This window comes from Psychromonas ossibalaenae ATCC BAA-1528, assembly GCF_000381745.1.
Taxonomy (GTDB): domain Bacteria; phylum Pseudomonadota; class Gammaproteobacteria; order Enterobacterales; family Psychromonadaceae; genus Psychromonas; species Psychromonas ossibalaenae.
Window position 1 is genome coordinate 192696 of record NZ_KB906968.1, and the last position, 23168, is coordinate 215863.

Genomic DNA, 23168 nt, shown 5'->3' on the forward strand with positions numbered 1-23168 from the left:
TTTTTTATTTTTCCTAGGGCACTAAACGTTTAATAAGCGGTATTTTTACTAACAACATAGTACATAACAGTGATATCAACATGATAAGCAGAGTGATAACAGGTATTGCTACCCAGTTAGAGCCAAACAAGCTGTACACACCGTTATCTAAATTGCGCACCGGGATCAGTAATATAGGATGCAGCAGATAAATACCTAAGCTGTATTTTGAAATAACCAATATCAGGGCACGCAGTTTCCCGCTGATTATATCGGCATAGGCCTGCGCTGTGACAAATAACATAGCACCGATAATAACCGTATTCAGGGTTTTATATCCCATAAAGAAGCTGCTGTATTCACCGCTTTCAACAGTCATCTGCCAGGTACCGAAAAAATTAAACAGAAGCATAGAGCAGCCGCCGAACAACCAGTACTTGAGCTCTTTTTTATTGTCCCGGTTAAACAGATACCAGCCAATAACTAGATAGCCGCTGTAAAGAATCAGGTTCTCCAGTAAAAAGCTTTCCACTTTTAACCAGTTCATCAGAAACATAACCATCCAGCTCATTATTGCCAGCTTAATAAGTTCCGGGCTGGCTTTTTTTAGAACAGGAATCAAAAAAGGAATAACAAAATACAAGGGAATAAAGTCGTAAAAAAACCACAGGTGATACCAGACAGGTTCATTAGGCGAGTCATTAAGTATCTGCATGGTGCTCATACTTGACCAGCCATCGGCTGTAAAGCCGCCGATCACAGCATAAATAACTGTCCAGCCGACAAAAGGAACTGCAACTTTAGATAAACGCTTAGTCAGGTAATGTTCACAATTAAAGGCGCGTTCGCTTGAAAGTAGTAAGGCCCCGCTGATCAGCATAAACACGGGTACTGCCCAGCGCGTTAAACTGTTAATCCCGGCGGCGGCCAGCCATTCCGAATCAGGAATCTCACTATATAATTCTCTGAAAGGTCCTAGAACATGAATGGCGATAACAGCCAGAGCAGCAATACAGCGTAAAAAATCGAGATAAAATATTGAAGGACGTTCCTGACTCATAATTATATTTCTTATTTTTATGGATAAAAAGGCTCACAGCTCTATAGAGCATAGCTGCCGGCTCACAATTATAATTATTATATCTTATGGATGAAAAGACCTATAGCTCAAAAATCAGAAGAGAAAAGTACATACTTAAAATATGGCATACCTTAGGAAGCCGTCGAGCTTAAATAATTTATAAAAAAGGAAGTTCAAGGTGGTTATCAAACATGCCACGAAAGAGGTGCTTTAAGTGTATTTAATTAAGCTTTTTAGGAAAAACCTTGATTCATTTATTATGAATGATTCTTTTATTAGTTTGAAAAAATCAAAATTTCATTCGTCATTAACCGTGCATATTGCTTAGTAATCGCGTCTTGCTCCCTAATATTATTGCACCTACGATATTTAACCTTGTGCGGCTGCCAGTAGTTTCAAATGGTTTATCAACACCTGCTCGTACTCAACCACAACTCACTTTAGCAGCTTGCGCAGGATGTTTTACACCTATGAACAATATTGCTTCATCACCTGCGGCGCTTGCTTTTAGCTCATTATATTCTGTAATTAAATGAGCTTAATTTTATTGGCCGGTCAGTGATATTTGCATTGACTTAGCTTGATCTTTTTAAATTAAATTTCAAAGATAATGGGTATAGACAGGCTTATCGAAACTGACAATGAAGATCATTTCTACATATTTAAGACGCGACACAACATCAACCAAACAACAACAAAGCACCCCTTTAGTGGCATCGCATTTTCAGGTATAGTGTAATCCAGTTGTTAACATTTTGTTTGATTGTTCTTTGGTTTTCAATCCAAAACAACATGTTATGAAACAACTGATGCTGTTTTATCTTTGCCCATTCCATCCGACCTTTGGACTCGAAAGGGGAACTCAATATTGTTAAAGCTAAAAATTAAAGCAGAGGAGTACATGATCAATAACAAATACAAACTAACCATAATATCGAGCATCGTTATGTCAATACAATGAAATGCGATCACATTTTAGCTTGGTAATGAAAACACCAAATCAAACACATAAAAAGGCAAAGCAATAAAGCAATTCGCCTTTCATTATAATCGCCAACGTATTCTATGGCGAGACAAAGGATGAGTTATGAAGTACAAGTTAAATAAAATAGTTCTCGCAGTAGGTTTGATCCCCTTTGCCCTGAATGCAGCAGCTAGCGCCGCTGATAACGACGGAATATACCTATATCAATCAGAACTAGAAAAATTAGAACTTGCTGAGTTGAATTCAGCGGCATCATTAACGACTGAAACATCATATTGGACGAAAAAAGAATCTAATATCGATGAAGATTTTCCATTCTCATGTACCGTAATAAACACGAAAACTCCGTATTTGGTTACACAGCAAAATAGTTTTGAATCCTGTATTATTAACAATTTTGATGTTGAAATTATTAATGATCGAATGAATCTTGATAATCTGCCAAAACTAGGTGTTATCAAACAGGCTGCTATGGATTCTATGAACCTTAGGGGTTCTAGGGACTTAGATGAGACAGTCATAGCAGAACATGTTACTTCATGGTTTATGCCTAAAAATGAACTTGCAGCGGCATCATTCAAAGACATGCTATTGAAAGGTTTTGTGATTACATTGCCGTCACGAGGTGATGTGTTAATTCATAACGTACGCATTTACCCAGATGATTCCGGTTTCAGTGTGCAGGCACAAGTGGCGGGCGAGGAACATTCAAATGTATTTTTACATTTTAATGGGCAATATTGGAATGGATCCATCTATAGAGGTGAGGAAGTCTTCACCGTTTCAGCAAAAACAAAGAGTCAATTATTATTACAACTACGTCAAATACCTGAAATTGATGAAGAGGAACATGATCGTTTAATCGAAAAAGAACTAGAAACAATCGAAAATGATTTCGACGTCAATGACAACTTTTCACTAGATAGTAACCGGTCTACAGAGCAAACTACTATTGATGTCGTGGTTGTTTATTCTGATCGTTATGCGGATAGTTTTAATGGTGAGCAGGATAAAATACGCGCGGCCATTGACACTCGCATAGCAGAAGCAAATGTTGTTTATCAAAACTCGAACGTTCACCAAAAAATTGTTTTGTTAGGCCATAAAGAGATTTCACTCAGGGATAATGTTAGTTCAGCGACTGAGGTTAATAATTCAATTGAAGCACAAGCGGTCCGTGATGAATACGGCGCTGATTTAGTCTCATTCTGGACTATAAGTGGACCAACCGGCAATGGTAATATTTATACGGGCAGTTCAAGTCGAGCTTCCAATACCGCGCGTAAAAGCGCCATTGAAGGACAATTAACCTTCGTACATGAATTAGGCCACAACATGGGCGCTATGCATGATCGTCCAACCTATATTAACCAAGGCTACGCTGATTATTTAGATCCAAGTACCTATCATCACGGAAAAGCTTTTACCGATTATCGTTCGATAATGTCTTATGCGAACTGCTCGTCAGGTTATACATGTACTCGTGTTAGGCATTTTACTAATCCTGATGTTGATTATCGTGGAGAACCGACGGGTATCGCATACGACCCGAACAATCTTATCCATGATAGACTTAACGGCCCTGCAAATAATGCTCGATGACTAAACGATCACCGAGAGAACATTGCTGATTTTAGAGTCCGTAAAAAAATTGACTCTCCTTCTACTACAACACCACCTCCTATTACAACCCCACCTCCTACAACACTACCTCCTGTGACTGGTGTTTCAACTTGGGACGCATCAGCTGAATACAATGATGGCGATATTGTTGTCGAAAATGGTGTGACTTACGTAGCAGACTGGTGGACTAAAGGTGAGAGGCCTGGTACTACGGGTAAATGGGGAGTATGGAAAGTAATTTCTGGTGAACCGGGACCTGCTGTTGAACCACCGCCTCCGACTACAACACCGCCTCCTGTTGTTGCGCCACCACCTCCAACTACAACACCGCCTCCTGTTGTTGGTGATTCAAACTGGGACGCATCAAAGACTTACGTCAAGAATGATATTGTTATATATAATGGTGTGACTTACATTTCAGGATGGTGGCATAAAGGCAAAGAGCCTGGTACCACGGGCGAATGGGGTGTATGGAAAGAATTTAAAGAAGATAAATAATATCTCTGTAAACCAATCATATTAAGGGATGAAACAGCATCCCTTTTTTAACAGGTTACCTATTCTGTCCTGAAATATGTGACATACCGGTGCTGCGGTTGACTTTGTATCCCTAAAAAATAAAAAAGCTGTTAGTCAATAAAATAAAGTTCCAGGAAAATTAAGGGCAACCGGGGCTTTATCCAGAGCTTCTAACTGAGCCTGCGGAATAATAACCTGCTGTTGCTTTTTCTCTGCTTCACAAGCCGTTAATAAAGTGCATAAAACAGCTAAGGGCAGTACACTTGGTATCTTCATATAAAACTTCATTGTAAAAATATCCTTATAAAGCAATAAGTACTTGTGTTGTTTTTCGATCCTATTACTATCAAAGTTCCACTGCTGTTCATTGTTTTTACTGTATTATTTTAAAAAATAAACAGTCTCCTAAATCTAAGTGGTTTGAGTATAACCATTAAAAGGTAACGACATGTTTAAATTTTTCGAAAACCTAGTCCCGGCACTTAATGATGCAGAACCCAAGCAGCCGCCGAATACATTAATCGCTTTCTGCCTGCATTACACTAAAGGTTACGGCATCCCCCTGGCCTGCATGACGCTATTAACGGCATTATTAGCCATACTTGAAGTCTCTCTGTTTGGTTTTATGGGACAGCTGGTTGACTGGCTGATTACTAAAAATCCACAAACATTATTACAGGATGAAGGTTTGACTCTGCTTGGTATGGCACTGATGGTTTTAGTGCTTATTCCTTTGTTAACTATTCTACATTCACTGGTTGTACATCAGATTCTGCTCGGAAATTATCCGATGTCGATCCGCTGGTTTGCGCACCGTTACCTGCTTAAGCAGAGTGTTTCATTTTATCAGGACGATTTTGCCGGCCGCATTGCAACCAAGGTCATGCAGACAGCCCTCGCAGTACGTGAAACAGTAATGAAACTGCTCAATGTGATGGTTTATGTGTTAGTTTATTTTATCTCTATGGTGGTAATGGTTGCACAGGCTGATTACCGCTTAGCCCTGCCGATGCTTGTCTGGTTGGTTGTTTATATCGGACTGCAGTATTATTTTATTCCCCGTTTAAAAAGAGTGGCAACCGAGCAGGCAGATGCACGCTCTACCATGACCGGACGTATCGTTGACAGCTACACCAACATTGCCACCGTTAAGCTGTTTGCTCATACTGACTCTGAATCTGCCTACGCTAAGCAGGGCATGAAAGGTTTCTTAGATACGGTTTACCGGCAGATGCGTTTAGCCACCGGGATCAACGTCAGCGTACAGATCATCAACTATATATTAGCCTTCGCCATCACCGCGTTAGCGATTTCGCTATGGATGCAGAGTGCGATTACCGTTGGTGCAATCGCCATTGCAATCAGTTTAGCACTGCGTTTAAACGGCATGTCCCAGTGGATAATGTGGGAGGTAAGCTCCCTGTTTGAGAATATAGGTACAGTTACCGATGGTATGAACACCCTGGCCAAACCTAATATTATTGAAGACCAAAAAAATGCGCAGCCTCTTAAGGTTACACACGGAGCAATTCATTTTGCTGATGTCAGCTTTCATTACGGTGAGCAGAAAGGCGTTATCGATAACCTGGATCTGAATATCAAAGCCGGTGAAAAGGTCGGTTTAGTTGGTCGCTCCGGAGCAGGGAAATCCACCCTGGTGAATCTGCTGCTGCGTTTTTATGATGTTGAACAGGGTAAAATTATTATTGATCAGCAAAATATTAACCAGGTACAGCAGGAAAGTCTGCGTTTAAAAATCGGTATGGTAACTCAAGATACCTCGCTGCTGCACCGCTCCATTCGTGAAAACATTCTTTACGGGCGCCCGGATGCCACTGAAGAAGAAATGATTCATGCTACGAAACAAGCGCAGGCACATGAGTTTATTATGGGATTAACCGACAACTCCGGTAACACAGGTTATGATGCACAGGTAGGTGAACGCGGAGTAAAACTCTCCGGAGGCCAGCGCCAGCGCATTGCTATTTCCCGTGTATTACTCAAAGATGCGCCGATTCTCGTATTAGATGAGGCCACCTCTGCGCTGGACAGTGAAGTGGAAGCCGCCATTCAAGAAAGCTTATATGAACTGATGCAGGGGAAAACGGTTATTGCGATTGCCCATCGCTTATCAACCATTGCAGCTATGGATCGGTTAATCGTTTTAGATCAGGGCAAAATAATTGAACAGGGAAGTCACCAGGAATTGATTCAAGGAAAAGGGATATACGCTCAGCTTTGGGCTCATCAGACCGGCGGTTTCCTGGGCATGGATTAATAGAAAAAGGCGCCTTATGCGCCTTTTTGTTTCACTCTACTTTTTCTAGGTTTTTAAAACCCACAAACCCTGAATTATGCAGTGCTTTTAAAGCAAAACTTTCTGTCGATGCGGAATAAAAACGGCTTCGCATACGCAAAATATCATCAAATCCTGCCAGAAATATTTTATAAAAACCAGCCTCGGGTTTATCAATACGGGCCGTGACCTTAAGACCCTGTACAGCCCAGAGCTCAAGCGCGTTTTCCCAAGCCATAAAACACTGCGGGGTGATACTTTTTACATTACTGGTATCAACAATTAATGCAAAATCTTCGTTATTCCGCTGACCTACAAGGTTATTAATAGACTCAATACATTCTTTTGAAAGCTCGGGTTTCCAAACACCATTTCCTATAAAAATAATAATATCCTGATCCTGAGACAGGCTGTAATGCGAATTATGTACATACATAACAAACCTCATTATTACTATTATTATGACCGATAAACTGATCCTATTTTGCTGTACTGGGCTCTGCACCGTTTTGGTATGCCTGTGTGCAGTGTCTTCTGCAGGACGCAGCTTCTAATGTTCTGTATATGTAAAGTATAGAAAAGAAGAGTCAAAGATGCAGGAAATATAGGTGACGGCAGTAAGTTTCATTGATGCAGTGCAATTAAACTGCGTATTTGTATTTGTAGTTGTATGCCGTAGAATGCGCTTCAAAATTTCTAAGTACAATTAACTATTAATCCCTTATGAGGCTTTAAGTGAATAACCCAAAATCTACTCCGCAGCACTGCCCTGCCCCCTCTTTTATCGCACTTTTTCCGCTATTTTTATTTTTAGCGCTGTTTATTGGTGCAGGAATTTATTATCAGCAGCAGGGTGTCGATTTTGCGTTTTACCAGCTGCCGAGTGTAGTGGCCATTTTACCGGCAATTATTCTGGCATTAACCCTGTCTAAACAAAAATTAAACACTGCAATTGAAACCTTTATTGAAGGTATCGGGCATGCCAATATTATTGCTATGTGCCTGATCTATTTATTAGCAGGCGCATTTGCAGCGGTGGCAAAAGCAACCGGAGGTGTTGACGCAACGGTTGCACTTGGACTTTCACTTATCCCCTCTAATTTACTACTGCCGGGCTTTTTCTTAATAGCAGCTTTTATTGCCACGGCAATGGGCACGTCCATGGGTACCATTGCCGCCGTTGCACCAATTGCATTAGGCATTTCACAGCAGGCAGATATTGATTTAGCGCTAATGGCCGGTACGGTTATTTCCGGTGCATTATTCGGCGATAACCTGTCGATTATTTCTGATACCACCATTGCAGCGACACGCACGCAAGGTTGTGAAATGAAGGATAAATTTAAAGAAAATCTGATATTCGCATTACCTGCGGCTGCTGTTACTTTAGTTTTATTAACGCTAGCTGGCCAAGGTAGTGCTGAGCTTGCCGCGCAAGAAATCGATTTTCTGAAAGTACTGCCTTATTTAACAATACTGATCTTAGCCGTTTCCGGCTTAAACGTATTTGTTGTGCTGACTACGGGCATTCTATTAGCAGGGTTAACTGGATTTATCACCATAGATTACTCAACAACCTCTTTTGCTAACGATATTTTTACTGGTTTCAAAAATATGCAGGAGATCTTTATATTATCTATGCTGGTTGGCGGACTGGCGGCCCTGATGCAGCAGCAGGGAGGACTGACTTTTATCAGCTTAAAAATTGAAAAAGTCATCGCTCGTTTTGCAGCCAGACAAAACAAACGCCTTTCTGAGCTAGGAATCGCCTGCTTAGTTTCCCTAACCAATGCCTGCGTTGCTAATAATACCGTTTCAATTATTGTGAGCGGTAATATCGCCAAGGAGCTTGCAGATAAACATGCAGTAAGCCCTAAACGTTCAGCCAGCCTGTTAGATATATTCTCCTGCGTAATACAGGGAATTATCCCCTACGGTGCACAGGCATTATTAGCCGCTTCTATATTCAGCATCTCGCCGTTAGCGGCAGCGGCTAATGCCTGGTACTGCTTTGTTCTGGCGGCAGCCGCAGTATTAATTGTCAGTTTAAGAAAACACTCAAGTTAAGATCCTCTAAAATACCCGTTACCATTCAATATGCAAAAATCAGCAAGGCGCACCTGCGCCCTGCTGACCAGAGAGAACACTCAAAATAAAAGCAGAAATTAATCACTGACATGCAAATACTGCAGACAGGTTAACGCTTTTGTAAGCAAACTAAGGCGAACATACGGTGATAGCGCTATAGTAACTAGTGCCGGCTTAAATCTGCAGGAGTACTTAATGGTTCGCACACTTTTGTTATCCTTTTTTATCTTCTTCTCAGCGGGGATACAAGCCAATGCCTGTATCATTGATATCTATGCGAACGCCAAACAAAAACCCAAAGTCTATTATGAAAATAATCGCGCCCAGGGGGTGCTTATTGACATGATGCAGTATGTCGGAGCAGATATCGGCTGTCAGTTTAATTATCATTTTTCAACCTGGGCAAGAGCTTATAAAAGCATGCTGGACGGAAAAGGCGGTGCAATCGGCCTTTCCATCAGCCAGGAGAGAAAAAAATTAATCGACTATTCAGATATCATGTATTTCGATGATATTTTATTAGTCACACATATTGATAACGCTTTTACTTATTCGGGCATTCAAGACCTGGCAGGCAAAACTCTGGGTGCTCCCAGAGGCGCAAGCTATGGCGATGAATTTGAAAGAGGCATCAGAGAAAAGGTGTTTACCGTGCTGCGTGATAACGGCGACCTGGCGTTACGTTTAAAACGTATTGCCAAAGGTCGGCTGGATATCGCAGTGATTAATCCGGGAATACAACCCTTTAATGATTTTTTCGAAAATAACCCTGAACTACTCGACCTTAAAGCACAGCTGTATGTAGTGCCGACTCCTTTCTTTAGAGATCCGAACTATCTCGGTTTCATAAAAGAAGATAATCAAAAAGAATTTCTCAAAAAATTTAATAACTCAATGAAAAAAGCACGTGGGAAAGGCATATTTCAAGCAATTGAAGCAAAATATCAGAATCACTAAAAATACTATGTTAAAGTGATTTTTATATATAAATCAATTACAAGCATTATCACATCAATGATTAAAAACCAAAAAAAAGCCACCCTGTTTGCGTTACTCGCCGTATTAATGTGGTCAACCGTTGCCACTGCATTTAAAATTACCCTTAGTTATTTTACCCCTGTGCAGATGCTCTTAGTTTCATCATTCACTACCATTATGCTGTTGACGATTATCTGCCTGGTGCAGAAAAAACTGCACCTTTTAAAAAGTTATTTCTTAAACCGCCCCTGGTTCTATCTGACCATGGGACTGATTAACCCGTTCTTTTATTACCTGATTTTATTTGAGGCTTATAACCTGTTACCGGCTCAGCAGGCTCAATCTTTAAATTATACCTGGGCAATCGCACTGAGCATTTTAGCCGTACCTTTTCTTGGTCAGAAACTCAGTAAAAAAGACATTGTTGCTATTATTCTCGGTTATAGCGGCGTATTAATTATAGCCACCAAAGGGGATCTTTTAGCACTGGATTTTGCCAGCCCGCTTGGTGTACTTCTGGCAATATTCAGTACACTACTTTGGGCCATGTACTGGATACTAAACAGTAAAAATAGTGCCGATCCGATTGTCTCGCTATTATTGTGCTTTTTACTGGGGTTTCCGGCGATCTTAATTGCGACACCAATACTTAGTGATTTCAATATGCTCGACTGGCAGGGGTGGTTAGGAGCCGTTTATATCGGCCTTTTTGAAATGGGCTTTGCGTTTGTCGCCTGGTTAAGCGCATTACGTTATGCACAGAATACCGCTAAAATAAGCAACCTGATTTTCATCTCTCCCTTTGTTTCACTGCTGCTGCTGAATTGGATTATTAAAGAGCCTATCTATCCTGCAACCATTGCAGGACTGGTCTTTATTATCAGCGGACTATTAATTCAGCAGATAAAATCCCAAAAGAACTAAAGAACTTATTTCTGACGCTGTAAGACGTATTTCATTTTACAGCGGCAGGTTTTGAGTTATTTAATCCTTTTCTACCTCCAGCAGCGCATCTTTAGCTTTCTGCAGATCCACTGAATCAGCGGCTTTTTCTTTATCAACTGCGTCATAGGCTTTTTTATAATTAATATCAGTTCCTTCAACAGAATCTATTAATTTTTCAGTATCGACAGAATCGCCGGCTTTTTCTTGATCAACCGAATCTGCCAGTTTGCCGAAATCAACAGCCGTGGACAGTGATGGAAAAGAAAATAGCAGTACAGCGAATAAGATAATTTTTTTCATAACAGGTGCTCCTTTTTGGGGGTATTACTGATTTACAATATACACCACGAATCTAGTGTATGTGATTAATTTGAGATGCATTCACCACCTTTTCCACTGTTTTTTCTATTATAAGCACTAATAATCCAACCACAGTTCAAATAACAGGCAATATATAAGTCATTATTCCGTATTCACACCGCATTAGGGTTTCTTATTAACTCGTCTACCTATAGAATCCCGAAGCCAAAAAATAACTAACAAAAATGCAACATAAAAAAAATAACAATTGAGATTATTTTCTCAAAACTAAGACTAGATACGGAAGAAAAAATGAATAAACACAAGCAGCTCTCAACAGCACTTTTAGCAGCCACGGCAGCACTAGCATCGACACAGGTAACTGCGGCTGGTTTCCAGCTTAACGCCCAGTCAGCAACAGGTCTTGGCCGAGCATTTGCCGGTGACGCAGTTATTGCCGATAACGCATCGGTTATGGCACGTAATGCAGCAGCCATGGCGTTATTTGATGAAACTGCAATGTCATTAGGCCTAAATATGATTAAGACTGACATCAATGTCAGTAATGCATCATACAGTCCCTCCGTTGGTCCGGCGGCCGGGGCTTCTATCGACTCAGATTATGATAATGCCGGCGACACCTCCTACGCACCAAACCTGCATCTAATTGTACCGCTGAACGAACAGTTTGCCGTAGGTGTTAACCTGTATTCAAACTTTGGTACCAAAACTGAATTTGATGAAAGCTTCAGCGCTTCTGAATACGGCGGTTTAACCGATGTTAAAAGTGTTAATTTAGGGCTTGCTGCCTCTTATCGTTTAAATCAGCAGTGGAGCATCGGCGGGGGCTTAGATCTTGTTTATGGTGCAGGTAAACTACAAAGATCAACCAGTACCTACCTTGGTTCTCAAAAAGCTTTAGATGTTGACGCCGCCGGCTGGGGTCTTGGTTTTAATCTGGGCACCGTCTTTGAATTAGACAACAACAACCGTTTCGGCCTGTCCTACCACTACAGCCCGAAGTTAGAAGCACAAGGTGATATTTACTATAGTGGTGTAACAACAGCCGATGATACTCTGTTTATGCCTCTGCCGGATATGGCGGAGTTCTCTGGTTATCACCGTCTGCAGAGCACTTCATTTGCCGTGCACTACAGTGTACAGTGGATCGGCTGGTCTGCATTTAAGACCCTGGAATCCCAGGCAAACGGCACACTTAATGAGTACCAGTGGAAAGACGCCATGCACTTCTCTCTCGGCGGCACCTATTACCTGAACAAAGACTGGACGCTGCGCAGCGGATATATGTATGATCAGAGTGCGCAGGATCAGGTTACATCAGTATCTGTACCAGATTCAGATCGTCAGTGGTTCTCAGCCGGCTTCACTTATCACTTTGATGAGAAATCCAATGTCGACTTTGGTGCCACTTATCTGCTTGGTAAAGATGTCAGCGTGACTGAAACATCACCAGGTTCAACTCTTAATGCCACCACGCATGCAAATGCGCTGATGATGGCAGTTCAGTACAGCCGTACTTTTTAAGGTCCTCTTTAATAAAAAACCACCTGAACCTGCTTTAGGTGGTTTTATTTCCAGCAGCCTGAATGCCCAGATATCCCCCCGTTAATTCCCCCTCTTCATAACACAGTAAATAAATCTGTAATTTACGTCAATTTTCCTTTGTTTTTTCAGGTTTTATCTATACTTATCTTTTATTTGCTTTGTACAAGGTAAATAAATAATGTTCTGTTAATATACAGCCAACAGAATCTTTTTTGATTAATTTTTGCCAAATAGACAAGAAAGAAGCTGATTAAAAATAACAATAGAATTTGTTCATGTTTCACGTGATAAAAAATATATTAAAAGGATAAAATATGACTAAGGTAAATTATATACTTCCAATTGCACTGCTTTTCTCAGGAGCAGTAACAGCAGCCTCAGAAAACCCATGGTATGCAGGTGCCCGATTGGGCGGTACACATTACAATGACCTATCCAGTAATTTGCTAAATACCGATGCCCTAGATGACAACGACATAGGCGGTGGTGTTTTCATAGGTCGTAACTTATCAGATTGGTTTGCCCTTGAAACGGGTTATACCTATCTGGGAAAAGCTAAATTTGAAAATATCGGCTCAATTAAGCAGCAGGGTATGGATCTTGTTGGTAAATTTACTTGGCATGCAACTGAATCAGTTGACCTTTTTGCAAAAGCAGGCGGCTTTTACTATTTTTCTGATGGGCAGGATCTGTTAAAGGGTTACGATGATGACGGTCTCGCGGCCACGGCCGGAATAGGTATTGAATACATCTTCACAAAAAATATTTCAACACGCTTTGAATATCAGTTTTACAACGAGCTGGAACTGAAAGAGGACAGCCTGGACAGCAGCTGGGATACACACTTTTACGGCTTAAGCTTAGTTTACGGCTGGGGTGCACCAGCACCGGTTGTTGTACAGGATGCTCCCATGGCAGAGCCTGAACCAGAGCCGATGGTAGAACCTGAGCCGGAGCCTGAGCCGGAAGTCATGCCGGTAATGGTTAAAGTTGAACCGCTGACGGTTGAACTGCCGTTTGCCTTTGACAGCGATGAGCTGCCTCAGGAGTATCTGGATCAGTTAGTGCCGATTGCTGAACATTTAATTGAATACCCGGAAGCGGAGCTCTTTGTTATTGGTCATACCGACAGCCGAGGCCCTGAAGCTTACAATCAGAAACTTTCTGAAGAACGCGCCGCATTAATCGGTGAATACCTAGCCGCTAAGTTTAACATCGATAAAAGCCGTATTGTTGAAGAAGGACGCGGGGAATTAGAGCCCCGGGCAACTAACGATACAAACGAAGGCCGCGCTTTAAACCGCCGTGTATCAGTTTATACACCAGGCTTAGAAGTGCAGAACAAATAACTTTCTAGCGCTCACTTATTAATGCAGTGTTATTAATAAATAACGCTGCATTAATTTTTTACAACTTCCTCAGTGTCAATCCCCCATAAGGGAAGCAGACCTATAGATCATAATCATCCCCGAGCAGTTCTTTTAAACGCCTTTTTTCCTGCAGTTCTTCAATATTTCGGCGTATTTGAGCTCTTTTTTTGTCGCAAAGTTCTTCTTTCGCGGAGGCAGGTTTAAGTGAGCTGTCCACTTCATCCCAGTCCTCCTCGTTTAAACATTCCTCAATATCCTGCTGCTCGTTTTCGGCTTCTAGAGAATTATTGTTATTATTTCCCATACAAATCACTCCAACTAATTATTAATCACATAACTAAGCTGCACCTTTGATTTTTTATTTTCATTAACATCGTGAAATCAAAGGCGAATAAATATTTTTTGTCATTATCAGCAGCGTCTGATAAAACAAAAATTCATGTCGCTATTATTACCGTAAAATTTTATTATTTTCGACAAAAAAAGCGATAGTTATGTCACTATAGCCATACTTTATGTGTAAATATAATAATACAGTGACAGATAATTCACATTATAGATTAACTTGTATCCACTGCTTACTTGGATGCTAAAGAAGCACCGTCCCGCTCTTATGCAGATAAAAGATACAACAAAAAAAATTTGATAATATTTATTGAGTGAAATTAATAGAATAGGGTTAAAAGCAGGCAAGACAACAAGTAAGAACTACTGCTTATCTTGCCTACTTTAATCAGAGGTTAAGTTACATTTTACAATTCTGGCGCGGCGTATTATTGGCTTCAAGTCTGGCAATTTCTGCATTTAAATCAGCAATACGTGTTGAGTGAGAGGGGTGAGTTGATAATAACTCCGGCGGTTGATTACCGCCTGACGCTTTCGCCATATTTTTCCATAACTCAACACTCTGTTTAGGATCAAAACCGGACTCAGCCATCAGACGTAAGCCAATAATATCCGATTCACTTTCCTGCGCCCGGCCGTAGGGCATCATCACACCATACTGTACACCTAACCCCAGCCCTGCCATGGTCAGCCCCTGATACTCACTGCCCTCTGTTAATAAACTGGAAAATTCTAAACCGGCATTAGCTATCTGGCTGCGGGAGAGCCTTTCGTTGCTGTGCCTTGCTGTGACATGCGCTATTTCATGACCAATTACAGCGGCTAACTGATCCTGATTCTGTGCCACCTTAAGCAGACCGGTATAAACGCCAATTTTTCCGCCGGGCAAAGCAAAAGCATTAACCTGCTCGCTGTCAAAAACCACTACCTCCCAGCTGCTGAAATTCTCCTGCGGTCCCAAACGGCTTGTAACTGCATTTGCCACACACTGTACGTAAGCATTGGTCTTTTTATCAGAACTGATTTTTTCCTGTTTCTTCAACTCTTCGAAAGACTGAGCACCTAACTGCGACATTTCACTGCCGGAAAAAAGCAGTACCTGCTGGCGTCCGGTGGGTGAATTTGCGCATGCTGAAAGTAAAAATGATGAAGTGAGCACTGCGGCTGATAAAAACGTTCGTGTAGTCTGCATATGAATGTTCCCTTTTATTCATTAACGGATATTTGTATTTAACACAATAGCATACAATAAATAACAGTAGGCGGGCAGGCACAGTTAGTCAAAAGAACTCTTGGCGGCAGCTCTTTTAGAGGAGGTTCAAAGTATCAATGAGCAAGCAGCCCTATTTAGCAGAGCTGCTTTTTATTGCTAAAAGCGGGGATCAGCTGCAGTCCTGACGGAAAGCCTGATGACTTTTCTTACTGTGCTCTTTAATCTGTCCAAGAATAGTTTTTACCTGCTCTTTATCCTGAGCACTCTCTAATGCCTTAAACAGATCCTGCAGCTTAGTCATACCCTGCATATACATCATATGCAGATGGTGCTGCTGATCGGTCATACCGGCCATGCTGCCGTGGTCCATGCCCTGCATATCGGTCATATCACTATGGTCCATCTGCGAATGGTCCATGCCTTTCATATCAGTTTTATCGCTATGTTCCATCTGTGAATGGTCCATGCCTTTCATATCAGCCATATCGCTATGATCCATCTGTGAATGGTCCATGCCTTTCATATCAGTTTTATCACTATGATCCATCTGCGAATGGTCCATGCCTTTCATATCAACCATATCGCTATGAGCCATCTGTGAATGGTCCATGCCTTTCATATCTGCCATATCGCTATGATCCATCTGTGAATGGTCCATGCCCTGCATTGCGCTTTTATCATCATTGAGCATTTTAACTTTCACCGGTGTTTCATTAACCGCCAGCTCACTTAATTTTAACAGTTCATTAATGTGCAGCTGCATTTTTTCCTGATCACCTCCCTTAAAACCTTTTACATAACCACGCAGTTCACTTTTCATATACTTCATGTAATCACCCAGCTGGGTATCTTTAACCTCACAATGCTTTTCATGGGCAAAAGCTGATACAGGCAATGATAAAAGCAGTACAGCACTCAGTGCCAGAGCCATTTTATTTTTTTGAATGTTCATATTATTTTCCTTTCTATTAAATAGGTTTGTTTAACGATAAATATTTAACTAAACCACCCGGCCGCAACCGGGCAGCATAAATTGTATTTTTAATTTTTTTCAACAGACTCAAGCATCTTAAACTGCTTAGCCATGCTGATTTTTTTCCACTGGAAATAGGCAGCCGGTAAAATTAACAGCGTAAGAATAACGGCACTGACCATACCGCCGATCATCGGAGCGGCAATACGCTGCATCACTTCAGAACCTGTGCCGTCGCCATACATAATCGGCACTAAACCGATAACCACAGTTGCCACTGTCATCATCACCGGGCGAACACGCAGGCCCGCGCCCTGCAGAACTGCATCTTTTAAATCATCCTCATTAAAGTGCGCAAAACGCTGCTGTTTTTTAGCCTCTAATGACTGGTTTAAATACAGCAGCATAATGACACCAATCTCGATGGAAACCCCGGCTAAAGCGATAAAACCAACACCAACGGCAATCGAAAAATTAAATCCAAGCAGATACATCAGCCAGACTCCGCCCATTAACGCGAAGGGTAATGTAGCGAGAATCAGCAGTACTTCACCAACCCGGCGAAATGCTAGATAGAGCAGAATAATAATAATCGCAATCGTAACGGGGATCACTTTAGCCAGGCGTGCATTGGCTTTTTCCATATATTCATACTGCCCCGACCATACCAGTGAATAACCAGCAGGAAGCCGCAGCTGTGCATTAACAGCCTGCTGCGCATCATCAACATATGAACCTAAATCTCGATTTTCAATATCCACAAAAATCCAGCCGTTCAGACGCGCATTTTCAGTTTTAATCATCGGCGCGCCCGCTTCGATATAAACATCCGCGACATCACTTAAACTGATATTTATTTTTGCAGGGGTAACAATAGGTAAACTTTTCAGGGCGCTCAGCGAATCACGGTAGTCATTCGGATAACGCAGATTAACCGGATAACGCTCTAGCCCTTCAATGGTTTCGGTAATATTCTGACCACCGATTGCCACGGCAACCAGCTGCTGAATTTCAGCAATATTTAATCCGTAACGCCCGGCCTTTTCGCGATTAATATCCACCTTCACATAACGCCCGCCGCTGACACGTTCCGCGTATACAGAAGCCGTTCCCTCAACCTCTTTTAAGATTGATTCAACCTGCTTGCCTATTTTTTCAATTTCAGCTAAATCGCCGCCGGCGATCTTGATGCCGATCGGTGTTTTAATACCCGTAGCTAACATATCGATACGGGTTTTAATCGGCATAACCCAGGCATTCGTTAACCCCGGAAACTGAATCAAACTGTCCAGCTCCTGTTTAATTTTCTCTTTGGTCATTCCCGGACGCCACTGTTCAGCGGGTTTGAACTGAATAGTGGTTTCAATCATGGTTAACGGCGCCGGATCTGTTGCAGTTTCTGCCCGGCCTATTTTACCCCACACTGTTTTCACCTCGGGCAGAGTTTTAATCAGCTTATTAGTCTGCTGTAACAGCTCCCTGGCTTTACCAATTGATATACCCGGATAAGTCGTCGGCATATACATCAGATCACCTTCATCCAGCGGCGGAATAAACTCGCTGCCGACTTTATTAACCGGATAAAATCCGACTAATAACAGTGCCAGGGCAAAACTAATAATTAACATGGGAAAACGTAAACTGAAGCTCAGAACCGGTTTATATAAAGCCACCATAAGACGGTTTAAGGGGTTTTTATGCTCAGGTAAAACTTTCCCGCGAATAAAATAACCCATTAATACCGGGATCAGAGTGATAGCTAAACCAGCAGAGGCAGCCATGGCATAGGTTTTAGTAAACGCCAGCGGTGAAAACATTTTTCCCGACTGCCCTTCTAAAGCAAATACCGGCAGAAAGCTAAAGGTGATAATCAGCAGCGAGAAAAACAATGCAGGCCCGACTTCATTAGCCGCTTTACTAATCACCTGCCAGCGGTTTTTATCGGTCAGTTCGGTTTTTTCCATATGCTTATGGACGTTTTCAATCATCACTATCGCACCGTCAACCATCGCACCGATAGCGATTGCGATACCCCCTAATGACATAATATTGGCATTAATACCCTGCCATGACATGATAATAAAAGCGACAAATATTCCCACTGGCAGGCTTAACAACACCACTAGTGAAGAACGAAAATGGAATAAAAACGCAGCACAGATCGCAATAACGACAATAAACTCTTCAAGCAGCTTGTCATATAAATTATCAACCGCTGAATTAATTAATTCAGAACGATCATAAGTCGGCACAATTTCTACACCATCCGGCAGACTTTTCTGCAGCGTGTTTAGTTTATCTTTAACTGCCTCAATCACCCCCTGAGCGTTTTCACCAAAACGCATCACCACCACGCCGCTGACTACCTCACCTTCACCATTAAGCTCTGTCACACCGCGGCGCATCTGCGGACCTAAATTAATTTCTGCCACATCGCCTAATAATAATGGTGTACCTTTGCTGTTTACCTGCAGCGGTACAGCTTTTAGATCTTCAATAGAGGAGATATAACCCGATGTACGCACCATATACTCGGCTTCCGCCATCTCGATAACACTTGCCCCGCTTTCCTGATTGGCGTTTTGAATCGCCTGGCTGACTTTATTAAGCGGCATGTTATAAGCGCGCAGCTTATTCGGATCAACACGTACCTGATACTGTTTAACCATACCGCCGACCGATGCAACTTCAGAGACGCCCGGCACAGTCTGCAGTTCAAACTTTAAGAACCAGTCCTGCAGACTGCGCAGCTCACTTAAATCATGTTTACCGCTTTTATCCACCAGTGCATAACTAAAAATCCAGCCGACACCGGTTGCATCCGGACCTAATGCGCTGCGCGCCTGTGCAGGCAGATCCGGCGCTACCTGTGACAGATATTCCAGTACTCGTGAGCGTGCCCAGTACATATCAGTATTATCATCAAAAATAATATAAACGTACGAGTCACCAAAAAACGAATAACCACGCACTGTTTTTGCCCCGGGTACCGATAACATCGCGGTCGTCAGAGGATAAGTTACCTGATCTTCCACCACCTGCGGCGCCTGCCCCGGATAGCTGGTTTTAACGATAACCTGCACATCAGAGAGATCCGGAATCGCATCAATCGGGGTTTTCTGCAGCGCAAACAAGCCATAAGCGACAATTGCAGCGGTGATCAATAAAACCATAATCCGGTTTTTAATTGACCAGTTTATTACCTTGGAAATCATAGCTGCACCTCTTTCGCTTTCATCACCTGAGCAGGTGAAACAAAACTTAGATCTAACCAGTCAAGATCTTCATCTTCGATGCTTGGATCATACTGCGGCATGGAGGTTTTATTTTCTTCAACGGGCTGCATACGTTCAAAATCAGCACTGATACTGGACTCTGAATCTAATAAAAATTGTGCTGAAGTCACTATTTTCTGTCCTTCGTTAAGTCCTGATAAAATCTCCACTGAATCTTTATTTTCCAGGCCGGTATTAACTAACACAGATTTAAACTGACCATCACCTAAAGCTAAGACTACGCGGTTCATTTTTCCCGCATAAATCACCGCTTCACGTGGAATCTGCAGCCTTTGTTTTTTCATTTCCGGCATTAACTTAACACTGGCAAACATATTCGGCTTAAGCTCAGCCGTGGGGTTAGCAAACTGCAGGCGCACACGTAATGTACGGTTATCGGCATTCATTTCCGGGTAGATAAAATCAACCTGGCCGCTCCAGGTTTTTCCCGGGAAATAATCTAAAACCATGCTGGCTTTATCACCCAGTTTAACCAGCGAAGCCTGAGCGGCAAACACTTCCACATCCACCCATACCGTATCTAAATTTACCGCTTTAATAACCTGAGTTGCCGGAGATATATAGGCACCTTCATTTAACGCCAGTTCGGAAATCGTGCCTTTCTGCGGCGCATAAACAGTAATATTCTGCAGCACTTTTTGATCTTTAATAATTTTATCTATCTGACCACTGCTGACTCCTAATGCTTGTAGACGTGCTTTTGAGGAGCTGATTAAAGCACTGCGCTTAAGATTTAAGGCATTAAATAAAGACTCCTGTGCTTTTACCAGCTCGGGGGAATACAGCTCAAACAGAGCCTGACCTTTTTCAACTTCAGTGCCGACCGATTTAACGTAAAGCTTTTCAATCCAGCCGGATACACGGCTGTTAATCTGCCAGACCGCATCATCATTTGCCTGTACCGTACCCAGACTGTTAATACTGATAGTAAACGAGTCTTTAACTGCCGTGCCGGTGCGTACACCAAGATTATTTTCAACGGCAGGTGATATTTTAACTATCCCCGCCTCAGAATCCTCACCTGCCTCGGCATAAACAGGAACCAGATCCATACCCATCGGTGATTTGCCGGGTTTATCGCGGCGATAATTGGCGTCCATCGGCGCAACCCAGTATAAAATTTCCGGCTCAGCGGCGGGGGCTTTTTCCTGCTCTGCATAAACAGGGACGAGATCCATACCCATCGGCGATTTTCCAGGTTTATCGCGGCGGTAATCGGCATCCATCGGCGCAACCCAGTATAAAATTTCCGGCTCAGCGGCTTGTGCCGTCTTATTGATTTGTGCATTACTGCCGGCAAAGAAACCAGCCGTTAAAGCGACTGTTAAAACTAATAAATAATACATAATATTTTCCTGTTAAAGTGCCTGAAAATAACGAATCTGAGAAAGGCTTTTAAGTCCGTCAAAATACAACTGCTGATATTCAATACTGAGGTTCTGTTCATTGATATAAGCTTGAATAACTTCTTTGAAAGGACGGGTATTAGACTGATAACTCTGCTCTAAGAGTCTGCTCTGTAATTTGGCCTGCTTAAGCAGAGTCTCTTTATAACGAAGCTGACGGGAGGCAAGCTGCTGATAATTGATGATTTCAGCATCTAACAAAGCATTAAGCTGACGTAATAACAAACGGTGCTCAGCCTGTTTCTGCCCTTTAATCTGCTGCGCGGAAATCATTTTCTGATCCTGACGTTTATCGGTAAACAGCGGGATATCCATGGACACAAAACCACTAAGCAGATCCGGCCGCGCCATGCCGTCATCCATTTCACTTAAGCGGTGGCCGTAACCCACTTCTACTTTAAAGCTGGGTTTATAATCCTGTTCGGCAAGCTCAATATTATTATCAGCAACTAAAATATTCTGCGCTAACATCTTTACCTGCGGATGACTGCTTAACAGCTGGTAATGCTGCTCAGCACCTTTGTCTGCTTCAATATAAGCCAGGGTATCCCTCCACTCGGGAATATCGGCAGCTAAAGAACCATAAGCATTCTGGCCAATCCACTCGCTTAACAGAGTGCGGTAATTTAGCGACTGCTGAGTTAATAAAGCGGTTTTTTCATCATATTTGCTCAGCTCAATTTCAGCGGCAATCAAGTCTTCATTATCAGCCAGGCCTAATGAAAACTGTGACTGCAGGTCGTTATAAAAGCCGCTGAACAGCTTTTTATTTTCCTCAACCAGTTTCTTGGATTCTTCCACAAACAGTATGTTAAACCATAACTCACGTACTGTTTTTTTAACCGTTAGCTGACGATCGACAGCGGCATAAACCGCTACCTCTGACTGCTGATTAAAGCCCTTCTGTGCAAGCTCCAGCTGTGAACCGCGGCTGAACTGCTGCGATAAACCGACACTAAGCTGGGTCATGGGATCCTGATCTAACTGAAAACTGTCAGTCGGGATATTTGCCATTCCCAGCTTTATCATAGGGTCCGCCAGAGTAGACGCACTCACCCCCTGTGCTCTCAGCGCGCTCTTCTGCGCCTGATATATTTTCTGCGCAGGATCGGATTCAACCGCCAGCTGCTCGGCTTCACTTAATAAAAAACCTTGTGCCGTCAGGTTAAAACTAAGCAGCAGGGTCAGGCTTAAAAAGAAATATCTACAGATATTCATATTCTCTTTCCTTTTCTGCCGGTTACATTAGAAAAAACTATGCTGCAGAGTGATTAAAATAACCAAGCGGCAGTTATCCTACAGTCTCTGAAAAAGTAGTTTTTTAGCGTAACCAGCTTTGTTAGCACTTACTTTATAAACCGCTTTAAACTTGTTTTTTAAATAAAAAAACAGCCGTTTAAGGTTTTAATAAAGCTTGTCTGGTAACAAATCATTAATATGTTTTTTGATCAATAGCTCAGTCAAAACACTAAAAATCAAGATAGCGATTCAGTTTAAAACTGAAAAAAACAATTAAGCTAGAAAAGGGGGGCGATATAATGACTCAGGAAAATAACGGGGGGAGGCGGTACGAACTGCCTGGTAGGCCAGCAGCCGGTGAGACTGAGTAAGCCTATGATCATGCTCAATAAAATGTACAACTGACGGCGCTGTTATCAAATCACAATCATTTTGGCAGTCCACTGTATGAACCATTAGTTCAGCTGCACAGCGGCTCTTATGGTTCATCTGCTCAGAGCCTGCCGATGCCGTACTGTCTGACATATGCGACATAGGACAATCTGCCGCCATTACCATATTATTACTCTGTATAACAAAAGCAGACGCCGTCACTTTCTGAGTGAAAGTTAACAGTGTGCTAAGTATTAGTATTAAAGTAATAAAACGGTTCATATTCAACCAGGCTGCGAATCGGATAGGCGCATTCTAGAGGCTTACCTAAGGGTAAGGTCAATAGGCGTTTATTGATTACAGTCTATTTTCACGGACTTTACTTTATTAAATACAAGCCTATTTTCAATACGCTAGATACACAAAAAGCACTACGGACAGGTTATGAAGATAGGAATACTTAGACCTAAATTATTTGAAGATGCAGGCAGCTTGGGTATATTTGTAAAATTCTGCTAGAATGCCTGTCTTTTAAAACAAGCAGCAAGCTAACAGTATGGTCGCTTAAGGAACTAGCCGCTTACGATTGAATCC

General features: G+C 42.1%; 19 protein-coding genes. 8 read left to right on the forward strand and 11 right to left on the reverse strand.

Going from position 1 to position 23168, the window contains the following annotated elements; all coding sequences use genetic code 11:
• Nucleotides 1–13 precede the first annotated feature (13 nt).
• The gene (locus tag G327_RS0102020; protein WP_019613092.1) at nt 14–1039 is read right to left on the reverse strand and encodes an acyltransferase; all 1026 of its coding nucleotides are present in this window, start codon (nt 1037–1039) and stop codon (nt 14–16) included.
• A 1108-nt stretch (nt 1040–2147) separates the two neighbouring features.
• On the opposite strand from G327_RS0102020, the gene G327_RS0102025 reads away from it, so the two are divergent.
• Complete coding sequence (locus G327_RS0102025) at nt 2148–3647, forward strand: M12 family metallo-peptidase (protein WP_019613093.1); 1500 nt, start codon at nt 2148–2150, stop codon at nt 3645–3647.
• Between the two features lie 114 nt (nt 3648–3761).
• Nucleotides 3762–4166: a carbohydrate-binding protein gene (locus G327_RS0102030; protein WP_019613094.1), complete on the forward strand. Its 405-nt coding sequence runs from the start codon at nt 3762–3764 to the stop codon at nt 4164–4166.
• 135 nt (nt 4167–4301) lie between these two features.
• On the opposite strand, the gene G327_RS26775 is transcribed toward G327_RS0102030, so the two are convergent.
• On the reverse strand, nt 4302–4475 hold the full coding sequence (locus tag G327_RS26775) for a hypothetical protein (RefSeq protein ID WP_019613095.1): 174 nt from the start codon (nt 4473–4475) through the stop codon (nt 4302–4304).
• Nucleotides 4476–4635: 160 nt separating this feature from the next.
• On the opposite strand from G327_RS26775, the gene G327_RS0102040 reads away from it, so the two are divergent.
• On the forward strand, nt 4636–6465 hold the full coding sequence (locus G327_RS0102040; protein ID WP_019613096.1) for an ABC transporter ATP-binding protein: 1830 nt from the start codon (nt 4636–4638) through the stop codon (nt 6463–6465).
• A gap of 31 nt (nt 6466–6496) precedes the next feature.
• Here G327_RS0102040 and G327_RS0102045 read toward each other — a convergent pair whose 3' ends face one another.
• Complete coding sequence (locus G327_RS0102045) at nt 6497–6919, reverse strand: hypothetical protein (protein WP_019613097.1); 423 nt, start codon at nt 6917–6919, stop codon at nt 6497–6499.
• A 299-nt stretch (nt 6920–7218) separates the two neighbouring features.
• Between G327_RS0102045 and G327_RS0102050 the strand changes: the two genes are divergently transcribed.
• The 3 genes from G327_RS0102050 to G327_RS0102060 all read left to right on the forward strand — a co-directional run bounded on the left by G327_RS0102050 (nt 7219) and on the right by G327_RS0102060 (nt 10473).
• Nucleotides 7219–8550, forward strand: coding sequence for a Na+/H+ antiporter NhaC family protein (locus G327_RS0102050; RefSeq protein WP_019613098.1), 1332 nt, complete (start codon nt 7219–7221; stop codon nt 8548–8550).
• Nucleotides 8551–8766: 216 nt separating this feature from the next.
• Nucleotides 8767–9528 carry a substrate-binding periplasmic protein gene (locus G327_RS25880; protein ID WP_019613099.1) on the forward strand — a complete coding sequence of 254 codons (762 nt, stop codon included), beginning with the start codon at nt 8767–8769 and terminating at the stop codon, nt 9526–9528.
• Nucleotides 9529–9585: 57 nt separating this feature from the next.
• A complete protein-coding gene (locus G327_RS0102060; RefSeq protein ID WP_019613100.1) occupies nt 9586–10473 on the forward strand; it encodes an EamA family transporter in 888 nt (295 codons plus the stop codon).
• 60 nt (nt 10474–10533) lie between these two features.
• Here G327_RS0102060 and G327_RS0102065 read toward each other — a convergent pair whose 3' ends face one another.
• The gene (locus G327_RS0102065) at nt 10534–10794 is read right to left on the reverse strand and encodes a hypothetical protein (RefSeq protein WP_019613101.1); all 261 of its coding nucleotides are present in this window, start codon (nt 10792–10794) and stop codon (nt 10534–10536) included.
• A 312-nt stretch (nt 10795–11106) separates the two neighbouring features.
• Here G327_RS0102065 and G327_RS0102070 point away from each other — a divergent pair, with 312 nt between their 5' ends.
• Together G327_RS0102070 and G327_RS0102075 are read left to right on the forward strand one after the other, a co-directional pair.
• Entirely contained in the window at nt 11107–12339 is a 1233-nt protein-coding gene (locus G327_RS0102070) for an outer membrane protein transport protein (RefSeq protein WP_019613102.1), read from the forward strand.
• Nucleotides 12340–12674: 335 nt separating this feature from the next.
• The gene (locus tag G327_RS0102075) at nt 12675–13709 is read left to right on the forward strand and encodes an OmpA family protein (protein ID WP_019613103.1); all 1035 of its coding nucleotides are present in this window, start codon (nt 12675–12677) and stop codon (nt 13707–13709) included.
• Between the two features lie 100 nt (nt 13710–13809).
• Here G327_RS0102075 and G327_RS0102080 read toward each other — a convergent pair whose 3' ends face one another.
• From G327_RS0102080 to G327_RS0102110, 7 genes are all read right to left on the reverse strand, one after another.
• The gene (locus G327_RS0102080; protein ID WP_019613104.1) at nt 13810–14034 is read right to left on the reverse strand and encodes a PA3496 family putative envelope integrity protein; all 225 of its coding nucleotides are present in this window, start codon (nt 14032–14034) and stop codon (nt 13810–13812) included.
• Between the two features lie 441 nt (nt 14035–14475).
• Nucleotides 14476–15267, reverse strand: a complete 792-nt coding sequence (locus G327_RS0102085; RefSeq protein ID WP_019613105.1) for a M48 family metallopeptidase — start codon at nt 15265–15267, stop codon at nt 14476–14478.
• A 190-nt stretch (nt 15268–15457) separates the two neighbouring features.
• Nucleotides 15458–16240: a hypothetical protein gene (locus G327_RS0102090; RefSeq protein WP_019613106.1), complete on the reverse strand. Its 783-nt coding sequence runs from the start codon at nt 16238–16240 to the stop codon at nt 15458–15460.
• An 89-nt stretch (nt 16241–16329) separates the two neighbouring features.
• Nucleotides 16330–19476 (reverse strand): efflux RND transporter permease subunit, encoded by a 3147-nt coding sequence (locus G327_RS0102095; RefSeq protein ID WP_019613107.1) that lies wholly within the window; start codon nt 19474–19476, stop codon nt 16330–16332.
• On the reverse strand, nt 19473–20903 hold the full coding sequence (locus tag G327_RS0102100) for an efflux RND transporter periplasmic adaptor subunit (RefSeq protein WP_019613108.1): 1431 nt from the start codon (nt 20901–20903) through the stop codon (nt 19473–19475). Before G327_RS0102100 ends, G327_RS0102095 begins: the two co-directional genes overlap by 4 nt.
• Nucleotides 20904–20915: 12 nt before the next feature.
• Nucleotides 20916–22181, reverse strand: coding sequence for a TolC family protein (locus G327_RS0102105; protein ID WP_019613109.1), 1266 nt, complete (start codon nt 22179–22181; stop codon nt 20916–20918).
• A 294-nt stretch (nt 22182–22475) separates the two neighbouring features.
• On the reverse strand, nt 22476–22856 hold the full coding sequence (locus G327_RS0102110) for a hypothetical protein (protein WP_019613110.1): 381 nt from the start codon (nt 22854–22856) through the stop codon (nt 22476–22478).
• Between the last annotated feature and the right edge of the window lie 312 nt (nt 22857–23168).

Bases quoted from the DNA above. Each gene is read 5' to 3' on its own strand.
- G327_RS0102095 (WP_019613107.1), bottom strand. From the start codon at position 19,476: ATGATTTCCAAGGTAATAAACTGGTCAATTAAAAACCGGATTATGGTT.
- G327_RS0102020 (WP_019613092.1), bottom strand. From the start codon at position 1,039: ATGAGTCAGGAACGTCCTTCAATATTTTATCTCGATTTTTTACGCTGT.
- G327_RS0102110 (WP_019613110.1), bottom strand. From the start codon at position 22,856: ATGAACCGTTTTATTACTTTAATACTAATACTTAGCACACTGTTAACT.
- G327_RS0102065 (WP_019613101.1), bottom strand. From the start codon at position 10,794: ATGAAAAAAATTATCTTATTCGCTGTACTGCTATTTTCTTTTCCATCA.
- G327_RS0102085 (WP_019613105.1), bottom strand. From the start codon at position 15,267: ATGCAGACTACACGAACGTTTTTATCAGCCGCAGTGCTCACTTCATCA.
- G327_RS0102105 (WP_019613109.1), bottom strand. From the start codon at position 22,181: ATGAATATCTGTAGATATTTCTTTTTAAGCCTGACCCTGCTGCTTAGT.
- G327_RS0102025 (WP_019613093.1), top strand. From the start codon at position 2,148: ATGAAGTACAAGTTAAATAAAATAGTTCTCGCAGTAGGTTTGATCCCC.
- G327_RS25880 (WP_019613099.1), top strand. From the start codon at position 8,767: ATGGTTCGCACACTTTTGTTATCCTTTTTTATCTTCTTCTCAGCGGGG.
- G327_RS0102080 (WP_019613104.1), bottom strand. From the start codon at position 14,034: ATGGGAAATAATAACAATAATTCTCTAGAAGCCGAAAACGAGCAGCAG.
- G327_RS26775 (WP_019613095.1), bottom strand. From the start codon at position 4,475: ATGAAGTTTTATATGAAGATACCAAGTGTACTGCCCTTAGCTGTTTTA.
- G327_RS0102070 (WP_019613102.1), top strand. From the start codon at position 11,107: ATGAATAAACACAAGCAGCTCTCAACAGCACTTTTAGCAGCCACGGCA.
- G327_RS0102090 (WP_019613106.1), bottom strand. From the start codon at position 16,240: ATGAACATTCAAAAAAATAAAATGGCTCTGGCACTGAGTGCTGTACTG.
- G327_RS0102075 (WP_019613103.1), top strand. From the start codon at position 12,675: ATGACTAAGGTAAATTATATACTTCCAATTGCACTGCTTTTCTCAGGA.
- G327_RS0102060 (WP_019613100.1), top strand. From the start codon at position 9,586: ATGATTAAAAACCAAAAAAAAGCCACCCTGTTTGCGTTACTCGCCGTA.
- G327_RS0102100 (WP_019613108.1), bottom strand. From the start codon at position 20,903: ATGTATTATTTATTAGTTTTAACAGTCGCTTTAACGGCTGGTTTCTTT.
- G327_RS0102045 (WP_019613097.1), bottom strand. From the start codon at position 6,919: ATGTATGTACATAATTCGCATTACAGCCTGTCTCAGGATCAGGATATT.
- G327_RS0102040 (WP_019613096.1), top strand. From the start codon at position 4,636: ATGTTTAAATTTTTCGAAAACCTAGTCCCGGCACTTAATGATGCAGAA.